General features: G+C 68.5%; 20 protein-coding genes and 1 pseudogene. 12 read left to right on the top strand and 9 right to left on the bottom strand.

Going from position 1 to position 22,200, the window contains the following annotated elements:
• Window positions 1-106 precede the first annotated feature (106 nt).
• The 3 genes from serC to DAT37_RS14795 all read left to right on the top strand — a co-directional run bounded on the left by serC (window position 107) and on the right by DAT37_RS14795 (window position 3,786).
• A complete protein-coding gene (gene serC / locus DAT37_RS14805) occupies window positions 107-1,231 on the top strand; it encodes a phosphoserine transaminase (RefSeq protein ID WP_109525286.1) in 1,125 nt (374 codons plus the stop codon).
• 320 nt (window positions 1,232-1,551) lie between these two features.
• A complete protein-coding gene (gene sepH, locus DAT37_RS14800) occupies window positions 1,552-2,736 on the top strand; it encodes a septation protein SepH (protein WP_198654270.1) in 1,185 nt (394 codons plus the stop codon).
• Window positions 2,737-3,030: 294 nt separating this feature from the next.
• Window positions 3,031-3,786 carry a DUF6928 family protein gene (locus DAT37_RS14795; RefSeq protein WP_109525285.1) on the top strand — a complete coding sequence of 252 codons (756 nt, stop codon included), beginning with the start codon at window positions 3,031-3,033 and terminating at the stop codon, window positions 3,784-3,786.
• Window positions 3,787-3,811: 25 nt separating this feature from the next.
• Here the strand turns inward: DAT37_RS14795 and DAT37_RS14790 are convergent, their stop codons facing one another.
• Both DAT37_RS14790 and DAT37_RS14785 read right to left on the bottom strand, forming a co-directional pair.
• Entirely contained in the window at window positions 3,812-4,129 is a 318-nt protein-coding gene (locus tag DAT37_RS14790; RefSeq protein WP_269814756.1) for a DUF2537 domain-containing protein, read from the bottom strand.
• Window positions 4,126-4,929, bottom strand: a complete 804-nt coding sequence (locus DAT37_RS14785) for a TrmH family RNA methyltransferase (protein ID WP_109525284.1) — start codon at window positions 4,927-4,929, stop codon at window positions 4,126-4,128. Before DAT37_RS14785 ends, DAT37_RS14790 begins: the two co-directional genes overlap by 4 nt.
• Window positions 4,930-5,056: 127 nt before the next feature.
• On the opposite strand from DAT37_RS14785, the gene DAT37_RS14780 reads away from it, so the two are divergent.
• Window positions 5,057-5,467, top strand: a complete 411-nt coding sequence (locus DAT37_RS14780; protein WP_109525283.1) for a YccF domain-containing protein — start codon at window positions 5,057-5,059, stop codon at window positions 5,465-5,467.
• A gap of 5 nt (window positions 5,468-5,472) precedes the next feature.
• On the opposite strand, the gene DAT37_RS14775 is transcribed toward DAT37_RS14780, so the two are convergent.
• Window positions 5,473-5,910 carry a MarR family winged helix-turn-helix transcriptional regulator gene (locus tag DAT37_RS14775; RefSeq protein WP_109525282.1) on the bottom strand — a complete coding sequence of 146 codons (438 nt, stop codon included), beginning with the start codon at window positions 5,908-5,910 and terminating at the stop codon, window positions 5,473-5,475.
• Between the two features lie 63 nt (window positions 5,911-5,973).
• Here DAT37_RS14775 and DAT37_RS14770 point away from each other — a divergent pair, with 63 nt between their 5' ends.
• Entirely contained in the window at window positions 5,974-6,213 is a 240-nt protein-coding gene (locus DAT37_RS14770) for a DUF2530 domain-containing protein (RefSeq protein ID WP_109525281.1), read from the top strand.
• Window positions 6,214-6,225: 12 nt separating this feature from the next.
• Here DAT37_RS14770 and DAT37_RS14765 read toward each other — a convergent pair whose 3' ends face one another.
• Window positions 6,226-8,280 carry a neutral/alkaline ceramidase gene (locus DAT37_RS14765; protein WP_109525633.1) on the bottom strand — a complete coding sequence of 685 codons (2,055 nt, stop codon included), beginning with the start codon at window positions 8,278-8,280 and terminating at the stop codon, window positions 6,226-6,228.
• A 125-nt stretch (window positions 8,281-8,405) separates the two neighbouring features.
• Here DAT37_RS14765 and DAT37_RS14760 point away from each other — a divergent pair, with 125 nt between their 5' ends.
• Window positions 8,406-9,023 carry a TetR/AcrR family transcriptional regulator gene (locus tag DAT37_RS14760; RefSeq protein WP_232839749.1) on the top strand — a complete coding sequence of 206 codons (618 nt, stop codon included), beginning with the start codon at window positions 8,406-8,408 and terminating at the stop codon, window positions 9,021-9,023.
• Here the strand turns inward: DAT37_RS14760 and DAT37_RS14755 are convergent.
• Entirely contained in the window at window positions 9,008-12,079 is a 3,072-nt protein-coding gene (locus DAT37_RS14755; RefSeq protein WP_198654269.1) for a sacsin N-terminal ATP-binding-like domain-containing protein, read from the bottom strand. The genes DAT37_RS14760 and DAT37_RS14755 overlap by 16 nt on opposite strands.
• 695 nt (window positions 12,080-12,774) lie before the next feature.
• Window positions 12,775-13,509, bottom strand: a pseudogene (locus DAT37_RS46415) (DUF3027 domain-containing protein); the annotation flags it as partial.
• Between the two features lie 17 nt (window positions 13,510-13,526).
• On the opposite strand from DAT37_RS46415, the gene DAT37_RS14745 reads away from it, so the two are divergent.
• From DAT37_RS14745 to DAT37_RS14735, 3 genes are all read left to right on the top strand, one after another.
• Complete coding sequence (locus DAT37_RS14745) at window positions 13,527-14,300, top strand: glutaminyl-peptide cyclotransferase (RefSeq protein ID WP_109525279.1); 774 nt, start codon at window positions 13,527-13,529, stop codon at window positions 14,298-14,300.
• A gap of 144 nt (window positions 14,301-14,444) precedes the next feature.
• On the top strand, window positions 14,445-16,304 hold the full coding sequence (locus tag DAT37_RS14740) for an MFS transporter (RefSeq protein ID WP_109525630.1): 1,860 nt from the start codon (window positions 14,445-14,447) through the stop codon (window positions 16,302-16,304).
• 45 nt (window positions 16,305-16,349) lie between these two features.
• Complete coding sequence (locus DAT37_RS14735) at window positions 16,350-16,937, top strand: DUF2771 domain-containing protein (protein ID WP_109525629.1); 588 nt, start codon at window positions 16,350-16,352, stop codon at window positions 16,935-16,937.
• Between the two features lie 18 nt (window positions 16,938-16,955).
• Here the strand turns inward: DAT37_RS14735 and DAT37_RS14730 are convergent, their stop codons facing one another.
• On the bottom strand, window positions 16,956-17,381 hold the full coding sequence (locus DAT37_RS14730) for a cold-shock protein (RefSeq protein WP_198654293.1): 426 nt from the start codon (window positions 17,379-17,381) through the stop codon (window positions 16,956-16,958).
• Window positions 17,382-17,581: 200 nt separating this feature from the next.
• On the opposite strand from DAT37_RS14730, the gene DAT37_RS14725 reads away from it, so the two are divergent.
• Together DAT37_RS14725 and DAT37_RS14720 are read left to right on the top strand one after the other, a co-directional pair.
• Complete coding sequence (locus DAT37_RS14725) at window positions 17,582-17,830, top strand: hypothetical protein (RefSeq protein ID WP_109525277.1); 249 nt, start codon at window positions 17,582-17,584, stop codon at window positions 17,828-17,830.
• A gap of 390 nt (window positions 17,831-18,220) precedes the next feature.
• Window positions 18,221-18,841 carry a transglycosylase family protein gene (locus DAT37_RS14720; protein WP_109525276.1) on the top strand — a complete coding sequence of 207 codons (621 nt, stop codon included), beginning with the start codon at window positions 18,221-18,223 and terminating at the stop codon, window positions 18,839-18,841.
• Between the two features lie 78 nt (window positions 18,842-18,919).
• Here DAT37_RS14720 and DAT37_RS14715 read toward each other — a convergent pair whose 3' ends face one another.
• Window positions 18,920-19,108 (bottom strand): hypothetical protein, encoded by a 189-nt coding sequence (locus DAT37_RS14715; protein WP_109525275.1) that lies wholly within the window; start codon window positions 19,106-19,108, stop codon window positions 18,920-18,922.
• Between the two features lie 117 nt (window positions 19,109-19,225).
• On the opposite strand from DAT37_RS14715, the gene DAT37_RS14710 reads away from it, so the two are divergent.
• Complete coding sequence (locus tag DAT37_RS14710; RefSeq protein WP_109525274.1) at window positions 19,226-21,625, top strand: helicase-associated domain-containing protein; 2,400 nt, start codon at window positions 19,226-19,228, stop codon at window positions 21,623-21,625.
• A gap of 18 nt (window positions 21,626-21,643) precedes the next feature.
• Here DAT37_RS14710 and DAT37_RS14705 read toward each other — a convergent pair whose 3' ends face one another.
• Complete coding sequence (locus DAT37_RS14705) at window positions 21,644-22,165, bottom strand: LppU/SCO3897 family protein (RefSeq protein WP_232839748.1); 522 nt, start codon at window positions 22,163-22,165, stop codon at window positions 21,644-21,646.
• Window positions 22,166-22,200: the final 35 nt, after the last annotated feature.

Genomic DNA, 22,200 nt, shown 5'->3' with positions numbered 1-22,200 from the left:
GTGACCCACGACCAGGTGACCGACCCGGTGGTTCACGTCAGCAATGTCTCCGCAACCTCCGCACCCCCCACAGCCCGCAGGTCCGGCACGCTTTAGGCTTGTTCGCATGACCACTGCGTTCCCGACGATCCCCGACGACCTCAAGCCCGCCGACGGACGGTTCGGCTGCGGCCCCTCCAAAGTTCGCCCCGAGCAGTTGCAGTCCCTGGTGAACGTCGGCGCCTCGGTGTTCGGAACCTCGCACCGGCAGAAACCGGTGAAAGACGTGGTCGCGCGCGTGCGCGGCGGCCTGCGCGAACTGTTCTCACTGCCCGACGGTTACGAGGTCGTCCTCGGCAACGGCGGCACCACCGCGTTCTGGGACGCCGCCGCCTTCGGCCTTATCCGCGAGCGTTCGCTGCACCTCACCAACGGTGAGTTCTCCAGCAAATTCGCCGCCGTCGCCAAGGGCAATCCGTTCATCGGCGACCCGATCGTGGTGTCGTCGGAGCCGGGCAGCGCACCGGAGCCGGTATCGGATCCGTCGGCCGACCTCATCGGCTGGGCGCACAACGAAACCTCGACCGGCGTCTCCATTCCGGTGCAGCGTCCCGCCGGTTCGGGCGACGCGCTGATCGCCATCGACGCCACCTCGGGCGCGGGCGGTCTCCCGGTCAACATCACCGATGCCGACGTCTACTACTTCGCCCCGCAGAAATGCTTCGCCGCCGACGGTGGCCTGTGGGTGGCGCTGATGAGCCCGGCCGCGCTGGCCCGGGTCGAGGAGATCAAGGCCTCGGGTCGCTGGACCCCGGAATTCCTGTCGCTGCCGATCGCCATCGACAACAGCACCAAGGATCAGACCTACAACACGCCCGCGTTGGCGACACTGTTGCTTTTCGCCGATCAAATCGAATGGCTCAACGGCAACGGCGGCCTGGATTGGGCGGTCAAGCGCACATTGGATTCGTCCTCGCGGCTGTATTCGTGGGCCGAGTCGAGCGAATTCGCCACGCCGTACGTCGCGGATCCGACACACCGTTCACAGGTCGTCGGAACCATTGATTTCGACGATTCCGTCGACGCCGCCGCGGTCGCGAAGGTGCTGCGCGCCAACGGGATCGTCGATACCGAGCCTTATCGCAAACTGGGCCGCAACCAGTTGCGCGTCGGTATGTTCCCCGCGATCGACCCCGAAGACGTGAGCCTTCTTACGCGTAGCATCGACTGGGTCGTCGAGAAACTGGTCTGATAACCGGAATAAGAAAATCCGGTAACCGCTACAAATCAGCAAACCCCGGGCCGCGACGACAACTCCGGATTCGAATCCCACGGGAACCGAGTTCGCGAGTGTCGATCGTGGCCCGGTTTTTCATGAAAATTGGCCGCTTCGAACGGAATCGGAGGGTCGCGCGCAGTCGCGGCAAACCGAGACGAACAGAGCAGACTAGCGGTTCCGAAGGCCTGTCCGCAGATTTTCGGCCCGCGTGTCTTGCCTCGAGATCAGCGACTGTGCACTACTGTTTCGAAACAGTGGGCGGTGTCGCGAGCCGACGCGATAAGGAGGCAGTGGTGCGTGAACTTCGAGTGATCGGGGTGACGCCCGACTCCACGCACATCGTGTGCATCGACCCAGAGTCAGGAACCAAGTACCGGTTGCCCGCCGACGACAAACTTCGCGCGGCGGCACGTGGCGACCTCGCTCGATTCGGCCAGATCGAGATCGAAATGGAAGCGACCATGCGTCCACGAGATATCCAGGCCCGTATACGAGCCGGTGCCTCCGTCGATCAGGTCACCGCGGAATCCGGGATGCCGATGAGCCGCGTGGAGCGTTTCGCGTACCCGGTTCTGCTGGAACGGGCCCGCGCGGCCGAATTGGCGCAGAAGGCACATCCGGTACGCACCGACGGTCCCGCCGTGGAAACGCTCATCGATATCGTCACCGCCGCTTTCACCGAGCGCGGGCACACCCTCGAGAATGCCGAATGGGATGCCTGGAAGGACGAGAAGGGCTTCTGGGTCGCCCAGTTGCAGTGGCAGAACGGGCGTTCCGAGATCGCCGCGCACTGGCGCTACCAGCCGGACGCCCACGGCGGTTCGGTCTCCCCGCTCGATGATCCCGCCTCGGATCTGATCGACCCGGATTTCGGTCGCGCGCTGCGCGGTCTGGCGTCCATCCTGCCCGCGCAGTCCGAGTTGGAGGCGACGGCCGCGCCCGAACCGGTCATGGAGTCGACCCGTCCGCCGCGCGAAAGCACCGCGACGCCCTCACGTCCGGCGCCGAGGCCCGCGATGGACGAGTACTACGAGCGGCGTGCCGTCGCGGCAGGTGGTTCGCCCGCGGCGATTCCGGCGACGAACGGTTCGGGTACCGGGTCGGCTGTCGCGGCGCCCGCCGCGAACGGTTCCGGCCCGAAGGCGCCCGCCGCCACCGCACCCGCGGCCAACGGTGCGGTTCCCAAGGTTCCAGCGGCCACCGCACCCGTGGTGAACGGTTCCGCCGCCACGGTCGCGGCCTCGCCCACGACGGCTCCCCCGGCGGCCCCCGCCGCCGCGACGACACCTGCCGCGAGCACACCGACTCCCCCGGCTACCGCCCCCGCGGCGTCCGCGACACCGCAGCCGCCCGCCGAGGATCCGGCCAAACCCGCCGCCAAACCCGCACCGGCGAAAACCAATCGGAACAAGCGCGGCAAGGCTCCTATGCCGTCCTGGGAAGACGTCCTGCTCGGCGTCCGCAGTTCCGGTCACTGAGTACGGTCCACGCGCGGTGGATGCCGACCGGAGTCGGTCGCATCCACCGAATACCGTGATCGAGTTTGCTGGCCGAGCCGATCGGGTTGCTGGAAGTTGCGAATCACGAAAATCTGGGGCTCGCTGGCGTGTTCGGTAGCCGAAGCCGTGCGGCCGAGCCCTTTTTGCGCGTAGATTTCTCGGTGTCGTCCGACGTCGGCGCGGGTAGTTCGCGGTGACGGCGCGTCGGCAACAATACCGCTAGTTTGCTAGAAGTTCGCGGAGCTATTTCTCGCAATTCGGGAGGTGCCGGAAATGCTGTCCAAAGCTTCTTCCCTCTGGTACGTCGACGCACCGGACCCGACGGCGGTGCTCCGCGCGAACCACGACCCGGATCCGGATGCCGCACTGGCGCTGGCCACACAGCTCTACGCCGACCACGATGTCGTGCCCGCCACGGTGGGCACCCTCGGCGTCTGCGCGGGCCCGGACCAGGGCGAGGTCTACATCGGCTGCTATCCCGGTGTCACCGTGGTGTGCTCGCCCCAATCCGCCCAGGTCTACCCGACCGCGCTGCCGGAACTGCTGGTCCGCCCGCTGGCCTCGGAGCACACCTACCTCGTCGCTTTCGACACCGCGCACGGCTGGGGCGCGTACGCGCAATGGGAGCGGGGCGAATTCCGCCGTGCCTTCAGCGCGACCCGGGTGAACATCCTCGAAGACGAGGGTCTGCCCCGAGTCTGGGAGCGGCCGTTCTGGGCGGGTGAACACCCCGTCGACTGGCAGCCGGGAGAAATGCCCGACCCGCAGGCCCTGCCGTTCGACCCACCCGATTTCGCGGACGCGGCGAACAATCAATGGCTCGGTTTCCACTACCGCACGGGCGCCGGGGACGAGTCGGCACTCGCACCGGGTGATATCTCGGTCTGCGGTTTCACCCTGCTCCCGAAGGGGCATCGGACCGATCCGGCCGAGGTGATCCCCTCCCCGAAGCGTGCCGTCGACGGAACGGCAAGGCGTCGTGGAATTTTCGGCTGGCTCGGCGGCGACCGGGTGTCCCAGCACGAGTGAGCCGCTTCGGCCGAACGAACAAGCCCTAGAGTGCCGACAGACCCGTGACGACGAGCGCGAACCACGCGAGCACCACGCCCGCGGCGATACCGGCGATGACCCAGCGGGTGACCGGGGTGGTGCGCCAGCGCCACGCCGTGGGCGCGGCTCCGCCCGCCGCGACGAGGTTGACGAGCACCGAGAGAACGGGGTGTACGCGGGCCAGCGCCTCGCCGAACGAATAGACGGCGGCGGCCGACAGCACGGCCACCATGACCGCGACCGTGACTCCCGCCGCCCACGGGGTCGGATCGCGGTACTCCGGATAGGGCCGATAGGGCTCGTAGGCCCCCCTGTCGTTCACGACAACCTCACTCGTTCATAGAACGCCATCGCGGCGGCCGTCGCCACATTGAGCGAATCGGTGCCGGGCGACATCGGGATCCTGGCCCGGATATCGGTGGCTGCCATCGCCTCCTCGGTCAGCCCCGGACCTTCCGCGCCGAGCAGCAGCGCCACGCGGTGCCCGGTCATGGCGGTCGCGAGATTCACCGCCGCCGGGTTCGGGGTGAGCGCGATGATCTGGAAACCCCCGGCACGAAGTAGTTCCAGCCCGTCCGGCCAGGTCGGCAATTGCGCGAACGGCACCCGCAGCACATGCCCCATGGAGACCCGGACCGCACGCCGGTAGAGCGGATCCGCGCAACGATCCCCGAAGAGGATCGCGTCCGCGCCCAATCCGGCGGCGTTGCGGAACATCGAGCCCAGATTCTCGTGGTCGTTGATACCTTCCAGCACCGCTACGGTCCGCGCCGTGACCAGCACCTCGTCCACGCGCAACGGCTCCGGCCTCGGCGCGACCGCGAGCACTCCGCGATTCAGATGGAATCCGACAACCTCGGCCATCACCTCGGGATCGGCCCGGTAGTACGGCACATCCACATCCGCGAGATCCTCGGCCAACTGCTCGTACCGCTTCCCCACACCGAGCAGCGCGCTCGGCCGGAACCGCGATTCGAGCATCCGCTGCACGACCACCACCCCTTCGGCGATCACCAGCCCCTTGCGGCCGGGCAGATCCGGTCTGCGGTCCGCGGAGGACAGATCACGGAAGTCGTCCACCCTCCCGTCAGCGGGATCCTCGATATCGATCACTTCGGCCACCGCTACATCCTGCCGGGCCCGCCCACCCGTCGTGCCGCAGGTCCTGTCACGACCCCGCGACGCCGCAACTCGAGGACCTGCCCGGCGCGAGCGTTCGCGGGGACTATTTCGCCGTACCCTGGATCCTATGAAGCCGATTCAGCTGGTCCTCAATATCCTGTGGCTCATCTTCGCCGGATTCTGGATGGCGCTGGGCTACATTCTGGCCGGAATCATCTGCTTCCTGCTGTTCTTCCTGGTCGTGCCCATCCCGTTCGGGATCGCCTCGTTCCGGATCGCCGGGTACGTGCTGTGGCCGTTCGGGCGAACCACGGTCGACAAACCCGGTGCGGGCACCGGGTCCATGCTCGGCAACATCATCTGGTTCATCTTCGCCGGGTGGTGGCTGGCGCTGGGGCATCTGCTCACCAGCATTCCGCTGTTCGTGTCGATCATCGGAATCCCGTTCGGCTGGGCGAATCTCAAGTTCATCCCGCTGTCGCTGTTCCCGCTCGGCAAGGACATCGTCGAGAGCGATCAGGCCTTCGGCGGGCGCTGATCGCGCTACTCCGATTCGGAGACGATCTGCTTCATGATCCCGACCGCCTGGGTCAACACCACCAGTTGTTCGTCGGTGAGGGTGGAGAGCTGTTCGGTCATCCAGGCTTCGCGCGCGCTCGCCTCGTCGGCGATGAGCGCGCGGCCCGCGGGTGAGAGCGAGACGATGATCTGCCTGCCGTCGGTCGGATGCGGTTTGCGCACGACCAGGTCCAGATCGGTCAGTGACGCGATGACCCTGGTCATCGACGGCGGCTGGACTCGTTCCTTCGCGGCCAGCGCCCCCGGTGTCATGGCGCCGTCCCGATTGAGGGTGGCGAGCGCGGAGAGTTGGGTCAGCGAAATCTGTGCGTCGGCGCGCCGACCCCGCAAATGTCGCGTCAGCCGAACCACCGCCAGTGAGAGTTCACCGGCGAGAGCTCGAACATCCGATGGCGTTGTCACAGAGCGAAACGATACGGGACCGGCCGACGGGGGGACGCCGCTTCCCGACGCTAGGCTGGGGCGGTGCCCCCCGAAGTCCCGCAGATCCCGCCGCGCCTGACCGACCCGCGTCCCGTGCTCGCGGTCGGCAGCGCCCTCTGGTTGATCGCCACGGTCGTGGTGTTCGCCGGCGGTGACCAGTGGGAATCGGCGCGGCCGGTCTGCCTGATGGGGTTGGCCGTCGGACTGCTCGGCACAACGATCTTCCTGATCCAGCGCCGCGGCGCTCGTCGCGGCGACAAGGGCGCGCAGACCGGGCTGTAGTGCCGCTCCCACTCAACCGATCTCGAATTCGTCGCTGATTCCGGTGAAGGGGCGCAGGGTCGCGTCCGTGCCGAGCGCGTCGGCGATATGCACGAAGCGGTAGCGTCCCGGTTCGGCGTCACCGGGAATGTCCCAGGTGAACCGGGCCACCGACTCGGCGACCGCCCGCTTGCTCCAGTGGTAGCGCACCGCCCACTCCCCCTCGTTCGCGACGCGCGTCCAGCCACCGGACGCGGTGCGCCGCTGCACTTCCAGGAAGGTCGCGTTGCGCCGCGGATTGTGTTTCGGGTGCGCGGAGACGAATTCCACCGCCGCCCGCTCGCCACGCCGATGGGCGGCGGCCGGTTGACTCAGCACATCGCCGAAGGCGCGGCCCTGCGGCGTGGCGTCCGGCCCGGGAGCGGGCACGAAATTCGGTTGCATATTCGAGATGTCGCGCGGCGCCGGACCGCGTTCGATCGCCGTCCGGGCCGCGAAAGCGGTTGCGAGCCTGGTGAATTCCTGAAGGTAGGCGGGAAGTGTGTAGCGGCCGAACAGGGTCGAGCCGCCTTCGTACTGCTGCGCGTCGTATTCCTCCGGCGTGGTGACGTATTCGTGGTACGCGTTGGCATAGCCCTGCATGAGCACCTGCTCCTGGTCGACGCCGAGTGCCGCCGCGACCGCGCGTCGGATACGCAGCCCGGCGACGATGGTGAACTCACCGCCGCCGCCGGCCAGATAGAGCTCACCGATGCGCATGATCTGGATCGGCACCACATTCGGCACCCACGGCGCGGGCGGCAGCAGACCGAGCGGCGCGACGATCGCCTTGGGCGCCTGGGCATCCGCGAGCCAGGCGGGCGCGGGCGCGGTCGGATCGCCGATGGCTTCGAGGAACGGATTGCGCACGCCCTCGGGTATCGGCAGCCCTGGCAGGCCGGGACCGTCCTCCACGCTGCCCGCGATCAGGGCGACGCCCGCGGCGGCGGGCGCGGTGTGGCCCGATCTGCCGTCGGGGGTGAAACGTCCGTCGACGGCGATATCGGCGAGGTCGATGTAGCACAGCAGCGCGTCCACCGGACCGGCCATCGACCTGGCCGATCCGAGGGCGTCCTTCGACGCCTCGTACTGCCGCTCACCGATGATGCGGGTGTTCTCGAACTCGTCCTCGGTCGGGCCGGAGGTGGGGCGCAGATTCAGATTCGGGGACATGTCACCGGCGTTGGTCTGGGCGAAGGCCGCGATGAAATCCGGTGCGCCGTCCAGGTATCGGACGCCGTGGTCGATATGTTCGTGCGCGAAGGAGGCGTACCCCTTGTTGTCGGAGCTGATGAGGCGATTCGAATTGCTCATCGACGTGTTGTGGGTGGCGTACCAGGTGATCGCGCCGACTCGCTTGCCGCCCTTGACGATCGACAGCGCGGTCACCGCGGGGTCGATGGCATCGGGGAAGTATCGCCGGTCCGATTCCGGATTGCGATCGAAGGCGACCCGGGAACGATTCACACTCGCGTTGTGCAATTCGGCGCGGCCGAGCGCGAGGGTCGCGGGTCCGAGATCGGCGTGCGCCGCCTCGATCGCCTCCACGATGCCGTTCACCTCGGCGTCGTAAACCTGTTGCTGGAAACCGAGAATGGACAGGTTGTAGGCGTAGTCGTGGCTGGAGCCGCCGCAGGTGGCGTGCGAATGCGTCGAGGTCAGCATGACGTTCTGCTCGGTGTACAGATCACCGAACCGGCGCGCGAGTTCCCGCATGACGCCGCGGTGCACCGACTGGAAGATCATGCCGTTCTCGGCGACGACGTAGACGACGCGGCGGCCTGCCGCCTCGATGACGAAGGCCCGGGCGCGCGGACGCAAATGGATTCCGGCGGTGGTCTGTTCCAACTGCGAATAGCCCATCATCCCGCATTCGGCGGCCGGGCCGGTGAGGTCGGAGATGCCGAGTCCGATCCGATAGACCTCCGTCGCGGGGGCGGCCGTCGCTGTCGCGCCGAACATCTCGGTCGCGCCGGGCAGAGCGACCGCGGCAAGGGTAGCCGAACCCGCGACGGTGCGGGCCAGAACGGTTCTGCGTGACACAGGCATACGCGTCTCCTTCATCCGGATGGCAGCGAACCACATAACTGGACAAACGTCCAGTCGAGATTTCTGGTCACGGCGAATTGACTGCGCGCGCGCCGGACGCTTAACTCGCACAGGTGTCCTCCCGATTGAGCGTCGAAGAACGACGGGCCCACCTTATCGAGGCGGCGATCGGCCTTGCCGAGAAAAAGGGCGTTGCCGGTGTGACCACGCGCGATGTGGCTCAGGCGGCAGGCGTTTCGCTCGGTGTGGTGCATTACTGTTTCGAAAACAAGGACGCGCTGATGACCGAGCTGGTCAAAGCGCTATCGATGGAATTACGCGATTCCGTCGACGCCGATGAAACGGTATGGCAGGACGCGGGAAGTGGAAAAGAAGCGCTTCAAAGATTGGTGCGCGCGGGACTCGAACTCATGTGGCTCAACATTGAAGCCACACCGGAACGACAACTACTCACCTACGAAACCACCACTTACGCATTGCGCGAAGGGGAACAGACCCCGGCGAAAATCGCTATCGCGCGCGAACAGTACACATTCAACGATTCGACCGTGGCCGATATTCTCGACCACGCGCGCGAAGCCACCTCGACCCAGTGGACGGCCCCGGTGCCGACACTGAGCCGGTTCACCCTCAATGTCATCGACGGAGCCGTGCTGCGCTGGCTGGTCGACAACGACAGCGAAGCGGTGCGCGAACAGTTGGATCTGCTCAGCGGCATGCTCGCGAGTTATTCCACGGCGTAGGGATTCTCGTCGGCCGAGGACACGGCGCGCGGGACGCTCAGGTGGGTGGTCGCGCCCTCGCGCCACCAGGGCACCGAGATCGTCGCGGTCACCGCGCCGGACAGGCGCACGGTCAGATCGTCGTGGACGACCAGTTCGCCGTCCTGCGGCGGCAGCGTGAACAGCTGACGCAGCACGACGCCGAGCGGTTCGGCCGACCAGGAGGTGCGGCGACCCGCACCGACCACCTCCGCGGTCACCGATTCCGAGACCAAGGGCAGATCGAGCAGTCGGGCCAGCGCGGGTGCGCCGTCCGCACCGCCGAGTACCAACCGCCGCGACGGCACGACCAGACCGAACCACGGCAGGTCGAGCACCATGACATCGCCAGGATCGGCTGCCTCGCCGGACAGGACGCGGACACGTTCGGGCAGATCGAGATCGGACAGATCGAGGCGATCGTCGGCCACCGCCGCCGCGAGCAGCCGATGCGCGTGCGCGACCACGTCGGGAGCGGGGGTTTTCGACGGGTCGGCGAGCGCGTCGAGCAGAGCCTCGGCCAGATCCGTCGTCATGGCGGCCGGGTCGACGAAAACCGCGCGCAGACCGTCGAGATCGGCCTGTGTGAAACCGTCGAAGGTGAATTCCGGCAGCAGACCGGTGAATTCGGTATCGGCCGGATGCCGGTAGAGCCCGAGGCGGGTGCCGTGGATACGCGCGTGCCTGCGCAACCACCACGCGGTGTAGCCGTCCGGGTCGGCCACCAGACGCCGCGTCTGCGGCTGCGAGACCAGTTCGAGCAGCGCGTCCGGCCAGGCGACCTCGTCCACCAGATCCAGATCGCGGACCGCGGCGAACTCTCTCGGATCCGTGGTCAGGGTGGCCCACCAGGATTCCTCGTCGTCCAGATCGTGATCGGGTCCGGTCGGATCGGATTCGACGACGACGGCGAAATCCCAGCCGACGCCGATCGCGCGCAGCGCCTGCGCGCCGTAGCGGTCGACGATCTCTTCGGCGAGGGTGCCGAGCGGGGTGTCGTCGGGCAGCAGCGGATACAGCGGCGCGCCCGGCAGCAGCAATTCGTCGGCGGGACGCAGATCCCCGTCGGTATCGGGTAATTCGAGCAGCCCCAGCCAGGACGGCAACAGTCGGGCCTCGGCGTGCGCCGCGAGCAACAGGATCGCGTCGGCGATCTCGGGATCGTCGGGGTGATCCTCCAGTTCGGCGTGCAATCCGGGATCGTTCAGCAGATCTTCCGGGGTCGCGCTACGGGCTCCCAACCGGGCGAGCAGCGGATGCGCGGCCTCGGGATGGACCAACCGTGCCCAATGCAGCGGAATCGCGACATCGAGCCGATCACCGAGTACGACCGTACGCGGACCCGTGACCACCCGGCCGTCTGCCAGCGGGACCGCGAGCGCCCCCAATTCCTCGGCCGCCAGCGGATCGGCCACGAACGGTTCCAGCGCGTCGTACAGTCCGCGCCACCAGTCCGGTGTCCGCTCCAGGCCGCCGGAGAGCTCGGCCAGCCGCGCCAGCCCCAGCCGATGCACGTCCAGCACCGCCAGCGCCTCGGTGTGCGCCGGTCGGGACAGTTCGGGAATCACCAGCGGGCCGACCATATCGTCGAGCAGAGCCGCGAGTTCCCGGCTCAGTCCGGTCAAGACGCTCGCCCTGGTCGGGATGGCGGTGAAGTCGCGGGCGGTTCCGTCGTCGAACGCTTCGGGGTGGGATGCGGTGGGCGGCTGGGTGTCCGGGCCGAAGCCGTACCCGTTGGAGGTTTCCCTCCCGGAGGCGGATACGACGCCGGGGGTCGTCGGCTGTGGCTCGACGGCGGCGGGCTCGACGGCGGCAGGCTCGACGGCGGCAGGCTCGACGGCGGCAGGCTCGACGGCGGGCTCGAGGGTGGGCGAGTCGAGGGGATCCCAGTCGAATGCGGGCGCGGTGGGGCGGGGGGTGGTGGCGACGACCGGGAGCCATGCATTAGCGCGCAGTTCGGCGATGACGGCCTCGCGGAGGAGGGCGTCGGCCTCGCCACGCGCGAAACCGGGGGTGGGAACGAGGACGAGGCGGTCCAGGCGCGGCAGGGCTCTGGCGAAATCGGCGTATCCGGCGGCCAATTCGGCGATGCGCGCGCCGGGCAGCAGCCGCCTGCGGTCGGGTTGCATCGGGATGTCGGCGACCAGCAGGGCCGGCAGCGACAGATCCTCGTCGGAGCGGGTCGGAGCGCGCAGCACGTCGTCGTCGGCGGCCACCGGCCTGCCCTGACGGACGGGAACCAGCCAGCGAGCGCGGGCGGTGCGAAACTGCCACCAGATCCGTGGCGCTCGGCCGTCGACGGTGATCCGCAGTTCCTGCAATCCGTTGTCGAGATCGGTTACCGCACTGGTGATCTCGTCGTCACCGATCCGGATGCTGTGCAGCGCGGGCAGTTCGAGCAACAGGTCGACCGCTTCGGCGCGCATGGACTCGACCAGCGCCCGCTCGTCCACCTCGTCGCGCAACCGCAGCACGACCTCGGTGTCCGCGCCGGGCGCGGGCGGATCGGACAGCGGCCAGGTCAGGCGCAACACGGGCGGCAGGAAACCGGGTTCGACATCGCCGGTGCCCGGCGCGGTCTCACCCGGCATGCGAATCCCGTTGTCACGCAGCGCGGCCCGGGTGCGTTCGCGCGAGAACGACAACGAGCCGGTGGTCGAGCGCAGTTCGATGTCGTCGCTGACCGAGAGGACAGCGGTGAAGCCGACACCGAATCGGCCGACCGATACGTCGGGATCGACCTTGCCGGAGACCCGCAGCGCCGTCAGCGAGTGCACGCCCTCGATGTCCAGGGGCGCACCGGTATTGGCGATCCGGAGTGTCCGCCCGTCCAGGCGCACCGACACGCGGCCCGGTACACCCGCCTCGGCCGCGGCGTCGGCGGCGTTCTGGGCGAGTTCGGTCAGCAGCCGGTCACGATATCCGGAGCGAACCAGATCCGCCTCGGTCGCCGCGTCCTCGCGCAACCGGGTCGGCGAATCCCGCCACGCCGTGAGTACCGCCGACCTCAATCGCTCCGACCCGAACGGATCGGCCACCTCGCTCAACTCTGCGGCGAGGAGTGGAAACGCGACGAATCCGCCTCGGACCGCTGCCGACCCGGGTCCGCCGAAACGCCCGCACCGGACAGGTCGCCCGATACGGGATCCGAATCCCGGGTGGATCGCGCTCCGGTATCCCCCGACGAATCGTCTACGGCAGCGGCGATCTCGCCACTGTCGGCACGCGTCGCTTCGGTCGGCGTCGCACCGCTCGACTCGGCTTCCGCCGACAGCGCGACCTCCGTGACGGACGCAGCCTCCCCCGACGGCGCGATATCCGTAGCGGCAGCGCCCCCCGTCGACGGCGCGACAGCAGGAGCGAACTCGGCTTCCGCCGATGCGACGCCATCGGAGTCGGACACAGCGCCGGTCACCGTCGCCGACGTGGACGTCACTTCGGCGGCCTCGGAAGACGCGTCGTCGCCCGGGGCGCGGTCGGTCGGCACGATCCCGGAGTCGATCGCGCTATCGGTCGACTCGTCATCGCTCGACGGAGGAGAGACAACGGCTGACGCGGCGTCGGCCGAGGTTTCGGCACCCTCGGTCGCGGTGAGGTCACCCGACACGGACGCCGGCTCGGTCGACCGAGAATCGCCGGGCGCGGTATCGCCCACGGCATGACCCGACGCGTTCGCGACGGGCGAGATGTCGCCGTCCTCTTTCGCGGACCGGGCACGCGACGGATCCACGGAAACCACGTCGTAGGCCGCGTCGTCGTACGCCTCGTACAGGGGCGAACCGCCGCCGGTCGGCGCCTCCACGTCGGAATGCGCGCCGCACCCGTATTCGGTGTGGACCACGTGACCGTCCGCGCCCATCGCGTTGCCGCAGACGCCGAAGGCGGCGCGCAGGGCGCCCGCAAGCGGCACGTAGAAGCCGCAGAGTCCACAGGTGGACGGGGCGGCCCTGGCCATCTCGGTGTCGGGGCCGTAGGTGGTGTACCAGCGTTCGGCGGCTTCCTCGCGGCCCTCGAGGGAGAGTACCTTGGTACGGCCCAGGCCGATGTCGAGCGCGACCTCGTCGACCACGGGATCGCCGGTCGCGATATAGCCGGGGACCAGGCGCGGATCGCCCGCGGGCGGGGCGAGCAGATCGCCCGGCGCGAGATCGCCGGGGCGGACGCGCTGCTCCCACGGCACGAAATCGGGCGCGACGAGCGCCTCGGGGCCGGGCAGCAGCGCCGATTCGCTCACGGTCGCGTAGTCGGCGCCCGGCGGCGCGGCCACCACGACCGCCCACTGCCAGCCGCGATAGCCACGCAGGGTGGCCTCGAAGCGGTGCGTCGCGGCATTGTCGTCCTCGGCGGCGACGCCGAGATGTGCGCCGACCCCCGTTGGTTCCAACGCCAGGAGCGCACGACGGGCAACGTCCACGGCATCGGCCAGAATCGGCCGGACACCGGGCTCCGAAACAGAAACTGCGCTCACGGCCTACATTTTGCCGTATGGAACGCAATCGGCGTTCGTTGGCCGTCCCAGTCCTGGTCTGTCTGCTCGCGGTGGCAGGTTGCGGCGGTGTCGACGAGGAGCCTCCGCAGCTGCGCATCGAGGTCGTCGGCACCATGCCCCACGACACGAAGGCGTTCACCCAGGGCCTCGAAGTGGACGGGCGAGTCCTCTACGAAAGCACCGGCATGTCGGGCGAGTCGGGCGTACGCGCGACCGACCTGGGGACCGGCGCGGAATTGGCGCGAGCCGAACTGCCCGCACCGTATTTCGGCGAGGGCGTCACCCGCGCGGGCGACACGCTGTGGCAGATCACATGGAAGGACCGTGTCGCCTTCGCCAGGGATCCGGTCACCCTCGCGGTGCGCCGACAGGTGACCTACGAAGGTGAGGGCTGGGGGCTGTGCACCAGGGCGGGCCGCCTGGTCATGAGCGACGGGACCGACACGCTCACCTTCCGCGATCCGGAGACCTTCGCGCCGACCGGAACCGTCACCCTGCGCGATCGCGGCGGCGCGCACCTCAACGAACTCGATTGCGCACAGGACGGTTCGGTCTACGCCAACGACTACCCCACCGACCGGATCCTGCGCATCGATCCCGACTCCGGCGAGGTGCTCGCCGTCGTCGACGCGCGTGGCCTGCTCTCGCCCACCGAACGCGCGCGAACCGACGTGATCAACGGCATCGCGCAACTGCCGGGCACCGACCGGTTCCTCGTCACCGGCAAGTACTGGCCGACCGTGTTCGAAGTGCGTTTCGTACCCGTCTGACCGGGATCGCGTTGCCGCACAACGCCGCAGCCGCCGAATGTGTCGCGGGTCATCGGACGCGCCGCTCACACCGGACGCGACTTTCGCGACACTCACGCCAACGGCCTGAAGACCGCCGCGGGCCGATGGTCCAGAATTGACGGTGTGACTACTCCCCGCGAACCCTCCGGTCCCGCCCGTGGTCCGTGGGACGGCGAGGAGCCCCCGATCGAACGGCACCCCGGTTTCGACCGGTATCCGCCACCCAACGCCGCCGCGAACCGCAGACCGCTACCGCCACTGCCACCGCTCGACCCCGAACGCAACACACGCCGCAGGCCGCCACCGGCGGGCGAGCCGCGGCGCGCGCCCGATCCACGCGTGGAGACCCGTCGTCTCCCCGCGGCCGGGCGGGAGGACGCCGCCGCACCACGCAACGTCTTCCCGGGCAAGCCGGAGCCCGCGCGCGGGTCGGAGCGTCCCCGCCCCGCTACGACGCGGCCGCTGGACCCCCCGGCCGAGGAGGGCGTGCCCGACCCGCAACGGATGCCGCGCAAGCTGACGGTCACCAGGGTCGCCGCGATGCGCGGCCGGGAACTCACCGAGAAGGGTTTCGCGACCTTCCAGCGCGCCGCCAAGGCCGACGGCGCCGACAAATCCGGCCTGACCGCCCTCACCTACGCGACGATGGCCAATTTCGCCCTCGACGCCGCGATCGCCGTCGCGCTGGCCAATACGCTGTTCTTCGCCAGCGCGACCGCCGAGAGCAAATCGAAGGTCGCGCTGTATCTGCTGATCACCATCGCGCCGTTCGCGTTGATCGCGCCGGTGATCGGGCCGCTGCTCGATCGGCTTCAACGCGGCCGAAGGTTGGCTCTGGCGAGTTCCTACGCGGTGCGCGTGGTGGTCGCGGTGGTGCTGATCTTCCAGATCGATTCGTGGGCGCTGTATCCGCTCGCGCTGTGCATGATGGTCGGCAGTAAATCGTTCGCCGTCCTCAAGAGCGCGGTGACGCCGAGAGTGCTGCCACCCGATATCGATCTGGTGCGCACCAATTCCCGGCTGACCGTGTTCGGCCTGGTCGGCGGCACCATCGGCGCGGGCGCGCTGGCGGCGCTCGCCGCCTCGATCGCCGGGTCGACCGGAGCGCTCGTGCTCGCCGCGATCATCGCCGGCACCGGCGTCTACCTGAGTCTGCGCATCCCCAGCTGGGTCGAGGTCACCGAGGGTGAGGTGCCGACGACCCTGAGCTATCGCGGCGACGATTCGACGACCGAGGTGCTCGCCGCGGGCGACCCGTCCGCCGTGCCGCCGCGCAAACGCCGACAGCCGCTCGGCCGCGCCGTCGTCACCGGACTCTGGGGTAACAGCGCCATCCGCGTGCTGACCGGATTCCTCATGTTCTACGTCGCCTTCGTCGCGAAGGCCACCGGCGACGGCGGCTGGCACCAGGCGACCATGCTCGGCGTCGTCGGTGTGGCGGCGGCCGTCGGCAATTTCACGGGTAACGCGACCGGAGCGCGGCTCAAACTCGGCCGCCCGCAGTTGATCGTCCTCGGCTGCACCGCGGCGTGCACCGCGGTGTCGCTGTTCGCGGTGTTCACCGACAACCTGCTCGGCGCCGCGGTGGCGACGCTGGTGGCCGCGGGCGCGAGCGCGCTGGCGAAGGTCTCGCTCGACGCGTCGATCCAGGACGACCTGCCGCCGGAGTCGATCGCCTCCGGTTTCGGTCGCTCCGAAACCGTGCTCCAGCTCAGCTGGGTGGTCGGCGGAGCGGCCGGTGTGCTGCTGCCGACCGAGTACTGGAAGGGTTTCGCGGTGGTCACCGGAATACTGGCCCTCGGCCTCATTCAGACCTTCGTGAGCTACCGCGGTCATTCCCTGCTGCCCGGCCTCGGCGGACACCGTCCGTTGCACGCGGAGCAGGAAGTGCCGACCGACCGTCACGAGGCCACCGAACCGCAGGCCGAACGGTCGACAACCACACGGATCCAACGAGGAACGGGAGAGCCCATCTGTGAGTGAGCGCAGCGAGCCGACGACGTGCGCCGCGGCAAGCGAGGCGAGGTCGTGACGAAGCCGAATACCCGCACAGTTCTCGCGCTGGTCGCGGCGGCACTGCTCGTCGTCGTGGCCACCACCGTGGCCGTGCTGGTGGTCACCGTCCGCGACGCGCCCGAGCACACCCCCGAGCTCACCGCCTACGCGAAGGGCCGCACCGTCGAGGTGACCCCGTTCGCCTACTGCGCCGTCACCATGCGGGACTGCCAGGTTCTGCCCCGCAGCCCCTCCGACGCCGACGGCACCGTCTTCGCGGGCCTCCCCTGCGCCCCCGACGCGGCGCAGTGCAGGCAGGGCAGCACCGTCGATCTGGAAGTCCCGCCCGGCTACCCCCTGCAACTGTCACTGCCCAAGAAGGTCGCCGAGGCGCCCTGGCTCGCCCAACTCGTCTACGTGACTCCCACCGGCGAGAAACTCGACCAGGTGGTCAGTCGCCACGACTACCCCGAAGGCGCCCTGGCGATCACCATAGATTCCCGCCCCGCCCCCGACCTGCGCCTGATAGGCGTGGAACTGCAACTCCCGATCCTCGCGAGAGACGAAACGGGCCGCGAGTTCTACGTTCCCCACGCCGCCTGGTCGATCAGCACGGTCTGACCCGCGATACCTGGACGATCAACTGTCCAGTTCGCGGGCCACCGCGCGGACAACTTCCGAGATGCGTTGGGTCATCTTGCGATCCGGGTACTTGCCGCGGCGCAGGTCCGGCTGGACCTTGGTTTCCAGCAGCGTGATCATGTCCTCGACCAGGCCGTGCAGTTCGTCGGGGCTCTTGCGCGGCTGGGTGGATTCCTTGCGGACGCCGCGGTCGCGTTCCTGCCCGGCGCGCACCGAGGGCGGCGCTTCGAGCAGTTTCAGGCTGAGCGCCTGGGGTCCGCGACGGCCCGCGGCCATGCCGAATTCGACGCGCTGTCCCGGTTTGAGACCTTCGATGCCTTCGGGCAGCGCGGACGAACGGACATAGACGTCCTCCCCCTCATCTTGGGAAAGGAAGCCGAAGCCCTTTTCGACGTCGTACCACTTAACCCTGCCGGTCGGCACTGTGCTCACCCGTTCGTCATCGAAACCCGGGCCGCGTGGGCCCGAGCACATCCGTCTGCGCGGAACTGTTCGCGGGCGTTGTCGCCGCGAAAGTCCTGTCAGCTTGCGTAAAGAAAGCGCCCCACAAACGTGTGGGACGCGACTGATTCGAGTCTACCCCGGTGACTATTGCCGAAGCACATCAGTTTTACGGTCGTGGGGTGACGAACCCTTCCGCGCCGACACCGCCTCCTCAGCCTCCTCGGCCCCGTCGCTCCGGCGACCGGTTCCTTCATGTGGCGCTCGGGTTGTTCGGGATCGGACTGCTGGCGATCGTGGCGATTTTCCTGACGCCGATCCTGAGCGATTCCGATCCGGCGCTGTGGCTGTATCTCACCGCGATGCTGGCGCCGATCGGTTTCATCCTGGGTGTGTTCTTCGCGCTGTGGTCGGGCCGCCGTTCTCGGTGACCCGCGACGGCAGGGCGGGGGTACCCGAGCCGCCACGCTCCGAATCGATTATGTGATCCTCGTCACATAACAGACGGGTCACGGGCCGCGTCGAGCGGTCAGCGGCGTGATTCGGACCCCTTCTAGCTGCGCGGAAGCGTCCTGTCACGCATCGATACCGTGTCGAGACCTGTTCGTACACGCCGGTTACCAAATAGTGATTTTTCGCGGCGATCGTCGTACCGTCTATCTCAGCCGGGCAAGCCCCGGCACCACCGGCCCGCCGCATCGAACCTCACCCCGCGGGTACCGGACCCCGACGGAAATCAGGGGTGGGGGCGGGACGGACGACCTCTCAGTCCGAACCCGAGCGAGGCTCTCGCAGGTGCGGACGAGAGGAAGACACCCGATATGAGTGGACGCCATCGCAAGCCGAGTTCCACCGGTCGCACCGTGGCCAAGGTCGCCGTCACCGGCGCCATCATCGGCACCGCAGGTGTGGCCCTCGCTGGAAACGCCAGCGCGGCTCCCGACTCCGACTGGGATCGCCTCGCACAGTGTGAAGCGGGCGGCAACTGGGGCATCAACACCGGCAACGGTTTCCAGGGCGGCCTGCAGTTCTCGCCGAGCACCTGGAACTCGCACGGTGGCCAGGAGTACGCGGCGAGCGCCAACCAGGCGAGCCGTGAAGAGCAGATTGTCGTCGCCGAGAAGGTTCTGGCCTCTCAGGGCTGGGGCGCTTGGCCCTCCTGCTCCTCCTCCCTCGGTCTGAGCAGCAGCCCCACCCCGCGCTCGGCCCCCTCCTCGGAATCCCCGCGCTGGAACCCCACGCCGTCCGCGCCGCAGGTGCAGGCCGCCGACGCCAACCAGGAAGTCTTCCAGGCTGTCGATCGCGCGATCGCCGTGGTGCAGCAGCAGGGCGTGGTCATCCCGCAGCAGGCCCTCGACTTCCTCCAGGCCAGCAAGGGCACCCAGCTGGACCCGCACGTCGTCGACTTCTTCCAGGCCAACAAGAGCTTCCTCCCGCAGTAGACCGCCTACGAATAAGGCCCCCGCATCCTCAGGATGCGGGGGCCTTATTCGTATCTGCGGAACCTTCCGTCCCGGAGATCAGCGGTTGATCACCGTGTGCGGGTGCACGTAGGGCAGCTGATCGGCCGGAAGCGGAAATTCGGTGTCCTCGCCGTAGGGCGAGAGATTCCCGGAGCGAGTCGACGAGAGTTCGGTGACGGCGTGATCACCGTCGGGCAGTTGAGGCCACCCGTTGTCGACATACGGTTTCTTCGATTTGTTCACCACGGCACCATTCTGACATGCGCGTCGACCCGAGTGACTTCCTCCCGGCACCCCGATCGACGGACCGGTTCCATTAGTCTCGAAATCGAATGGTGATACGACGACCGATCTCGGGAGCACATGGGTAACTCGTCGGGCACGCCCGGTACGACGCAGGGCATCGCGCCGCAGGACAGTGACACCGGGCGCGAGGAAGTGACGGCAGCGCGGCGTAAGCCCGCGCGGCCCGCTACCGACTCGCTGGCCGGGTGGTTGAGCGCGCGTACCGACGCCCAACTGGTCGCCCTGCTGCAATTGCGTCCCGATCTGGCTGTGCCGCTTCCCTCTTCGATGACGGTGCTCGGCGCACGCGCCGAACAGCGCGCCTCGGTGCTGCGGGCGAGCGAGGATCTCGACACACTCGAATTCGCCGTGGTGGAAATGCTCACCGTCCACGGTACGAGCCGTCCCGTCGGCGACGCCACACCGCTGACCCGCAAGGCCCTGCGGGCCGCGCTCTCGGGCCGGGTGACCAAAACGGCGCTGGACGCGGCCCTGGAACGGCTGACCGCGCGCGCCCTGGTCTGGCTCGACGGCGACGATCTGCACCTCGTGCCCGCCGCGGCGGAGGCCGTGCCGTGGCCGCTCGGCAGCACCACCGAACTTCCCGACGCCCTGACCGAACCCGAGATCGTCGCGGCACTGGCCGAACTCGCCGCGCCGGAACGGGCACTGCTGGACAAACTGGCGACAACCGGCCCGCGCGGACGAACCAGGGACGCCGCGCCCGGTACGCCCGCGGACCGCCCCATCCAGCAACTGCTGACGCGCAGACTCCTGCACTGGATCGACGACGAGACGGTGGAACTGCCCGTCACGGTCGGCCAGGTGCTGCGCCGCGAGCCGGTGACCCATCCGCACAATCTGGTGCCGCCCAAACCCGAGCCGGGCAAATACACCCCCGCGGAGGTGAATGCCGTCGCGGCGGGCGAAGTGGGCGAGTTGCTGCGCCATTGCGCGGGCATCATCGAATCGCTGGGTCAACTGCCCGCTCCCGCGCTGCGGGCGGGCGGGCTCGGTGTGCGGGAGTTGCGGCGCATCGCCAAACAGGTCGGCGTGGAGGAGAACCGCGCGGGTCTGCTCGTCGAACTGCTCGCCGCCGCCGATCTGATCGAGAAGGGTCTACCCGAGCCGACACCCGAGATCGACACCACCGACGATTTCTGGGCGCCGACCCCGGCCGCCGACAGCTGGCTGGAGGCCACCCCGGCCCGCCGCTGGGTGACGCTGGCGCTGGCCTGGCTGGCGATGGACCGGATGCCATGGATGATCGGCATGCGCGACGCCAACGACAAACCGCTGGCCGCGCTGTCGATCGAATTGCGTAATCCGCACGCGCCGCGCGATCGTCGCGACATCTTGGGCCTGCTCGCCGAGTATCCGTCCGGCACATCGCTCGAACCGGCCGATATCGGCCGGGTGCTCGCCTGGCGAGCGCCGCGCAGACGCAGGCATTTTCGCCAGGAAGCGGTCGGTCACACGTTGCGCGAGGCCGCGGAACTGGGATTCGTCGGGCGCGGGGCGCTGGCCTCGCCCGCGCGGTCGCTGCTGCACGGCGCGGCGACCAACGCCGCCGATGCCGAGACCGCCATGGCCTCGGCACTGCCGGAGCCGGTGGATCACGTTCTCGTCCAGGCGGATCTGACGGTGATCGCTCCCGGCCCGCTCGTTCCCGAACTCGGAGCGCGGATCGCGCTGGTGGCCGATGTCGAATCGGCGGGCGCGGCGACCGTCTACCGGATCGGCGAGACCTCGGTGCGGCGCGCGCTCGACGCGGGCATGACCGCCGCCGAACTGCACGTGCTGTTCGGCACGTATTCGCGCACGCCGGTACCGCAGTCGCTGACCTACCTGATCGATGACGTGGCACGCAGGCACGGCCGTCTCCGGGTCGGGATGGCGCAGTCCTTCGTGCGCAGCGACGATCCCGCGCTACTCGCGCAGGTGCTCGCCGCCCCCATCGCGGTCGAGCTGGCATTGCGGGCCATCGCGCCGACGGTCGCCATCGCCCAGGCCCCACTCGGCGAGGTGCTCGAACAGTTGCGCGCGGCGGGTTTCGCGCCCGCGGGCGAGGATTCGGCCGGTGTCATCGTGGATCTGCGTCCGCGCGGCACCCGGGTCTCGGTGCGCCCGCAGGCGCGCAGGCCCTATCGGCCGTCCGCGCCGAGTACCGAACAGCTGGAATTGCTCGTCGCCGAATTGCGCGCGGGTGATCGCGCGGCGGGCGCGCGGTCCGGGCAGGCGGTGCGCACGGACGGCACCAGGACGAGTACCGCCGCGACCCTGGCACTGCTGCAATTGGCGGCCAGGGTGCGGCGGTCGGTGAATATCGGATACGTCGACGCCCAGGGCGTCGCGACCCAGCGCGTGGTCGAACCGTTGAAGGTGGGTAACGGGCAGCTCGACGCGCTGGACCCGGTGACCGGTACGGTCCGGCACTTCACCCTGCACCGGATCGCCTCGGTGGCCATGCTCGAATGAGCGGGCCGATCGGTCGTCCTACGGCGCGGCCACGCAGAACAGGGTTTTCGGATCGGGCACGGTGAGGAATTGGTCCGCGTTGTCGCAGAGCAGTTCGTCGGTTTCCCCGTCGATACGCTGGAGGACCTTGAAGGTCGCTTCGGGAGACGCGCAGTCGGCCCACTTGTAGGGCGAGGTGCTCACGTCGTTGTAGCAGGCGTCCTGCGCGAAATTCGGGGCGAGGCACATGAACGTGGTACCACCGCTGACCAAATCCTCGGTGTAGCTGGTGTATTCGTTCGACGGGCACTCGGTCTTGGCGTCGAAGGTCTGGAAGACCTTGTAGACGGCCTTCGGCGACGAGCAGTCGATCTTCTCGCCCTCGGTCGCCGTCGGCGAATTGTTCGTGATGTTGATACAGTCGCCGACCTGGGTCTTGGCCACATCGGACTTCGTCGCGTTGTCGACGGCCGAACAGCCGGTTACCGCCGCCGCGAGTGCGGCCACCGCGAGGAGGCCCGGCGCGACGCGCGCCGCCAGCCTCACACCTGGGAATTTCACGTGGAAACCTCTCTCACCGGGAATGTTCACGTAGC

Source organism: Nocardia aurea, from assembly GCF_003123685.1.
In the GTDB taxonomy this organism is placed as follows: Bacteria; Actinomycetota; Actinomycetes; order Mycobacteriales; family Mycobacteriaceae; genus Nocardia; species Nocardia aurea.
This window is presented reverse-complemented; position numbering and strand designations above follow the sequence as displayed.

Bases quoted from the DNA above. Each gene is read 5' to 3' on its own strand.
- DAT37_RS14710 (WP_109525274.1), top strand. From the start codon at position 19,226: ATGGGTAACTCGTCGGGCACGCCCGGTACGACGCAGGGCATCGCGCCG.
- DAT37_RS14765 (WP_109525633.1), bottom strand. From the start codon at position 8,280: ATGCCTGTGTCACGCAGAACCGTTCTGGCCCGCACCGTCGCGGGTTCG.
- DAT37_RS14720 (WP_109525276.1), top strand. From the start codon at position 18,221: ATGAGTGGACGCCATCGCAAGCCGAGTTCCACCGGTCGCACCGTGGCC.
- DAT37_RS14795 (WP_109525285.1), top strand. From the start codon at position 3,031: ATGCTGTCCAAAGCTTCTTCCCTCTGGTACGTCGACGCACCGGACCCG.
- serC (WP_109525286.1), top strand. From the start codon at position 107: ATGACCACTGCGTTCCCGACGATCCCCGACGACCTCAAGCCCGCCGAC.
- DAT37_RS14745 (WP_109525279.1), top strand. From the start codon at position 13,527: ATGGAACGCAATCGGCGTTCGTTGGCCGTCCCAGTCCTGGTCTGTCTG.
- DAT37_RS14780 (WP_109525283.1), top strand. From the start codon at position 5,057: ATGAAGCCGATTCAGCTGGTCCTCAATATCCTGTGGCTCATCTTCGCC.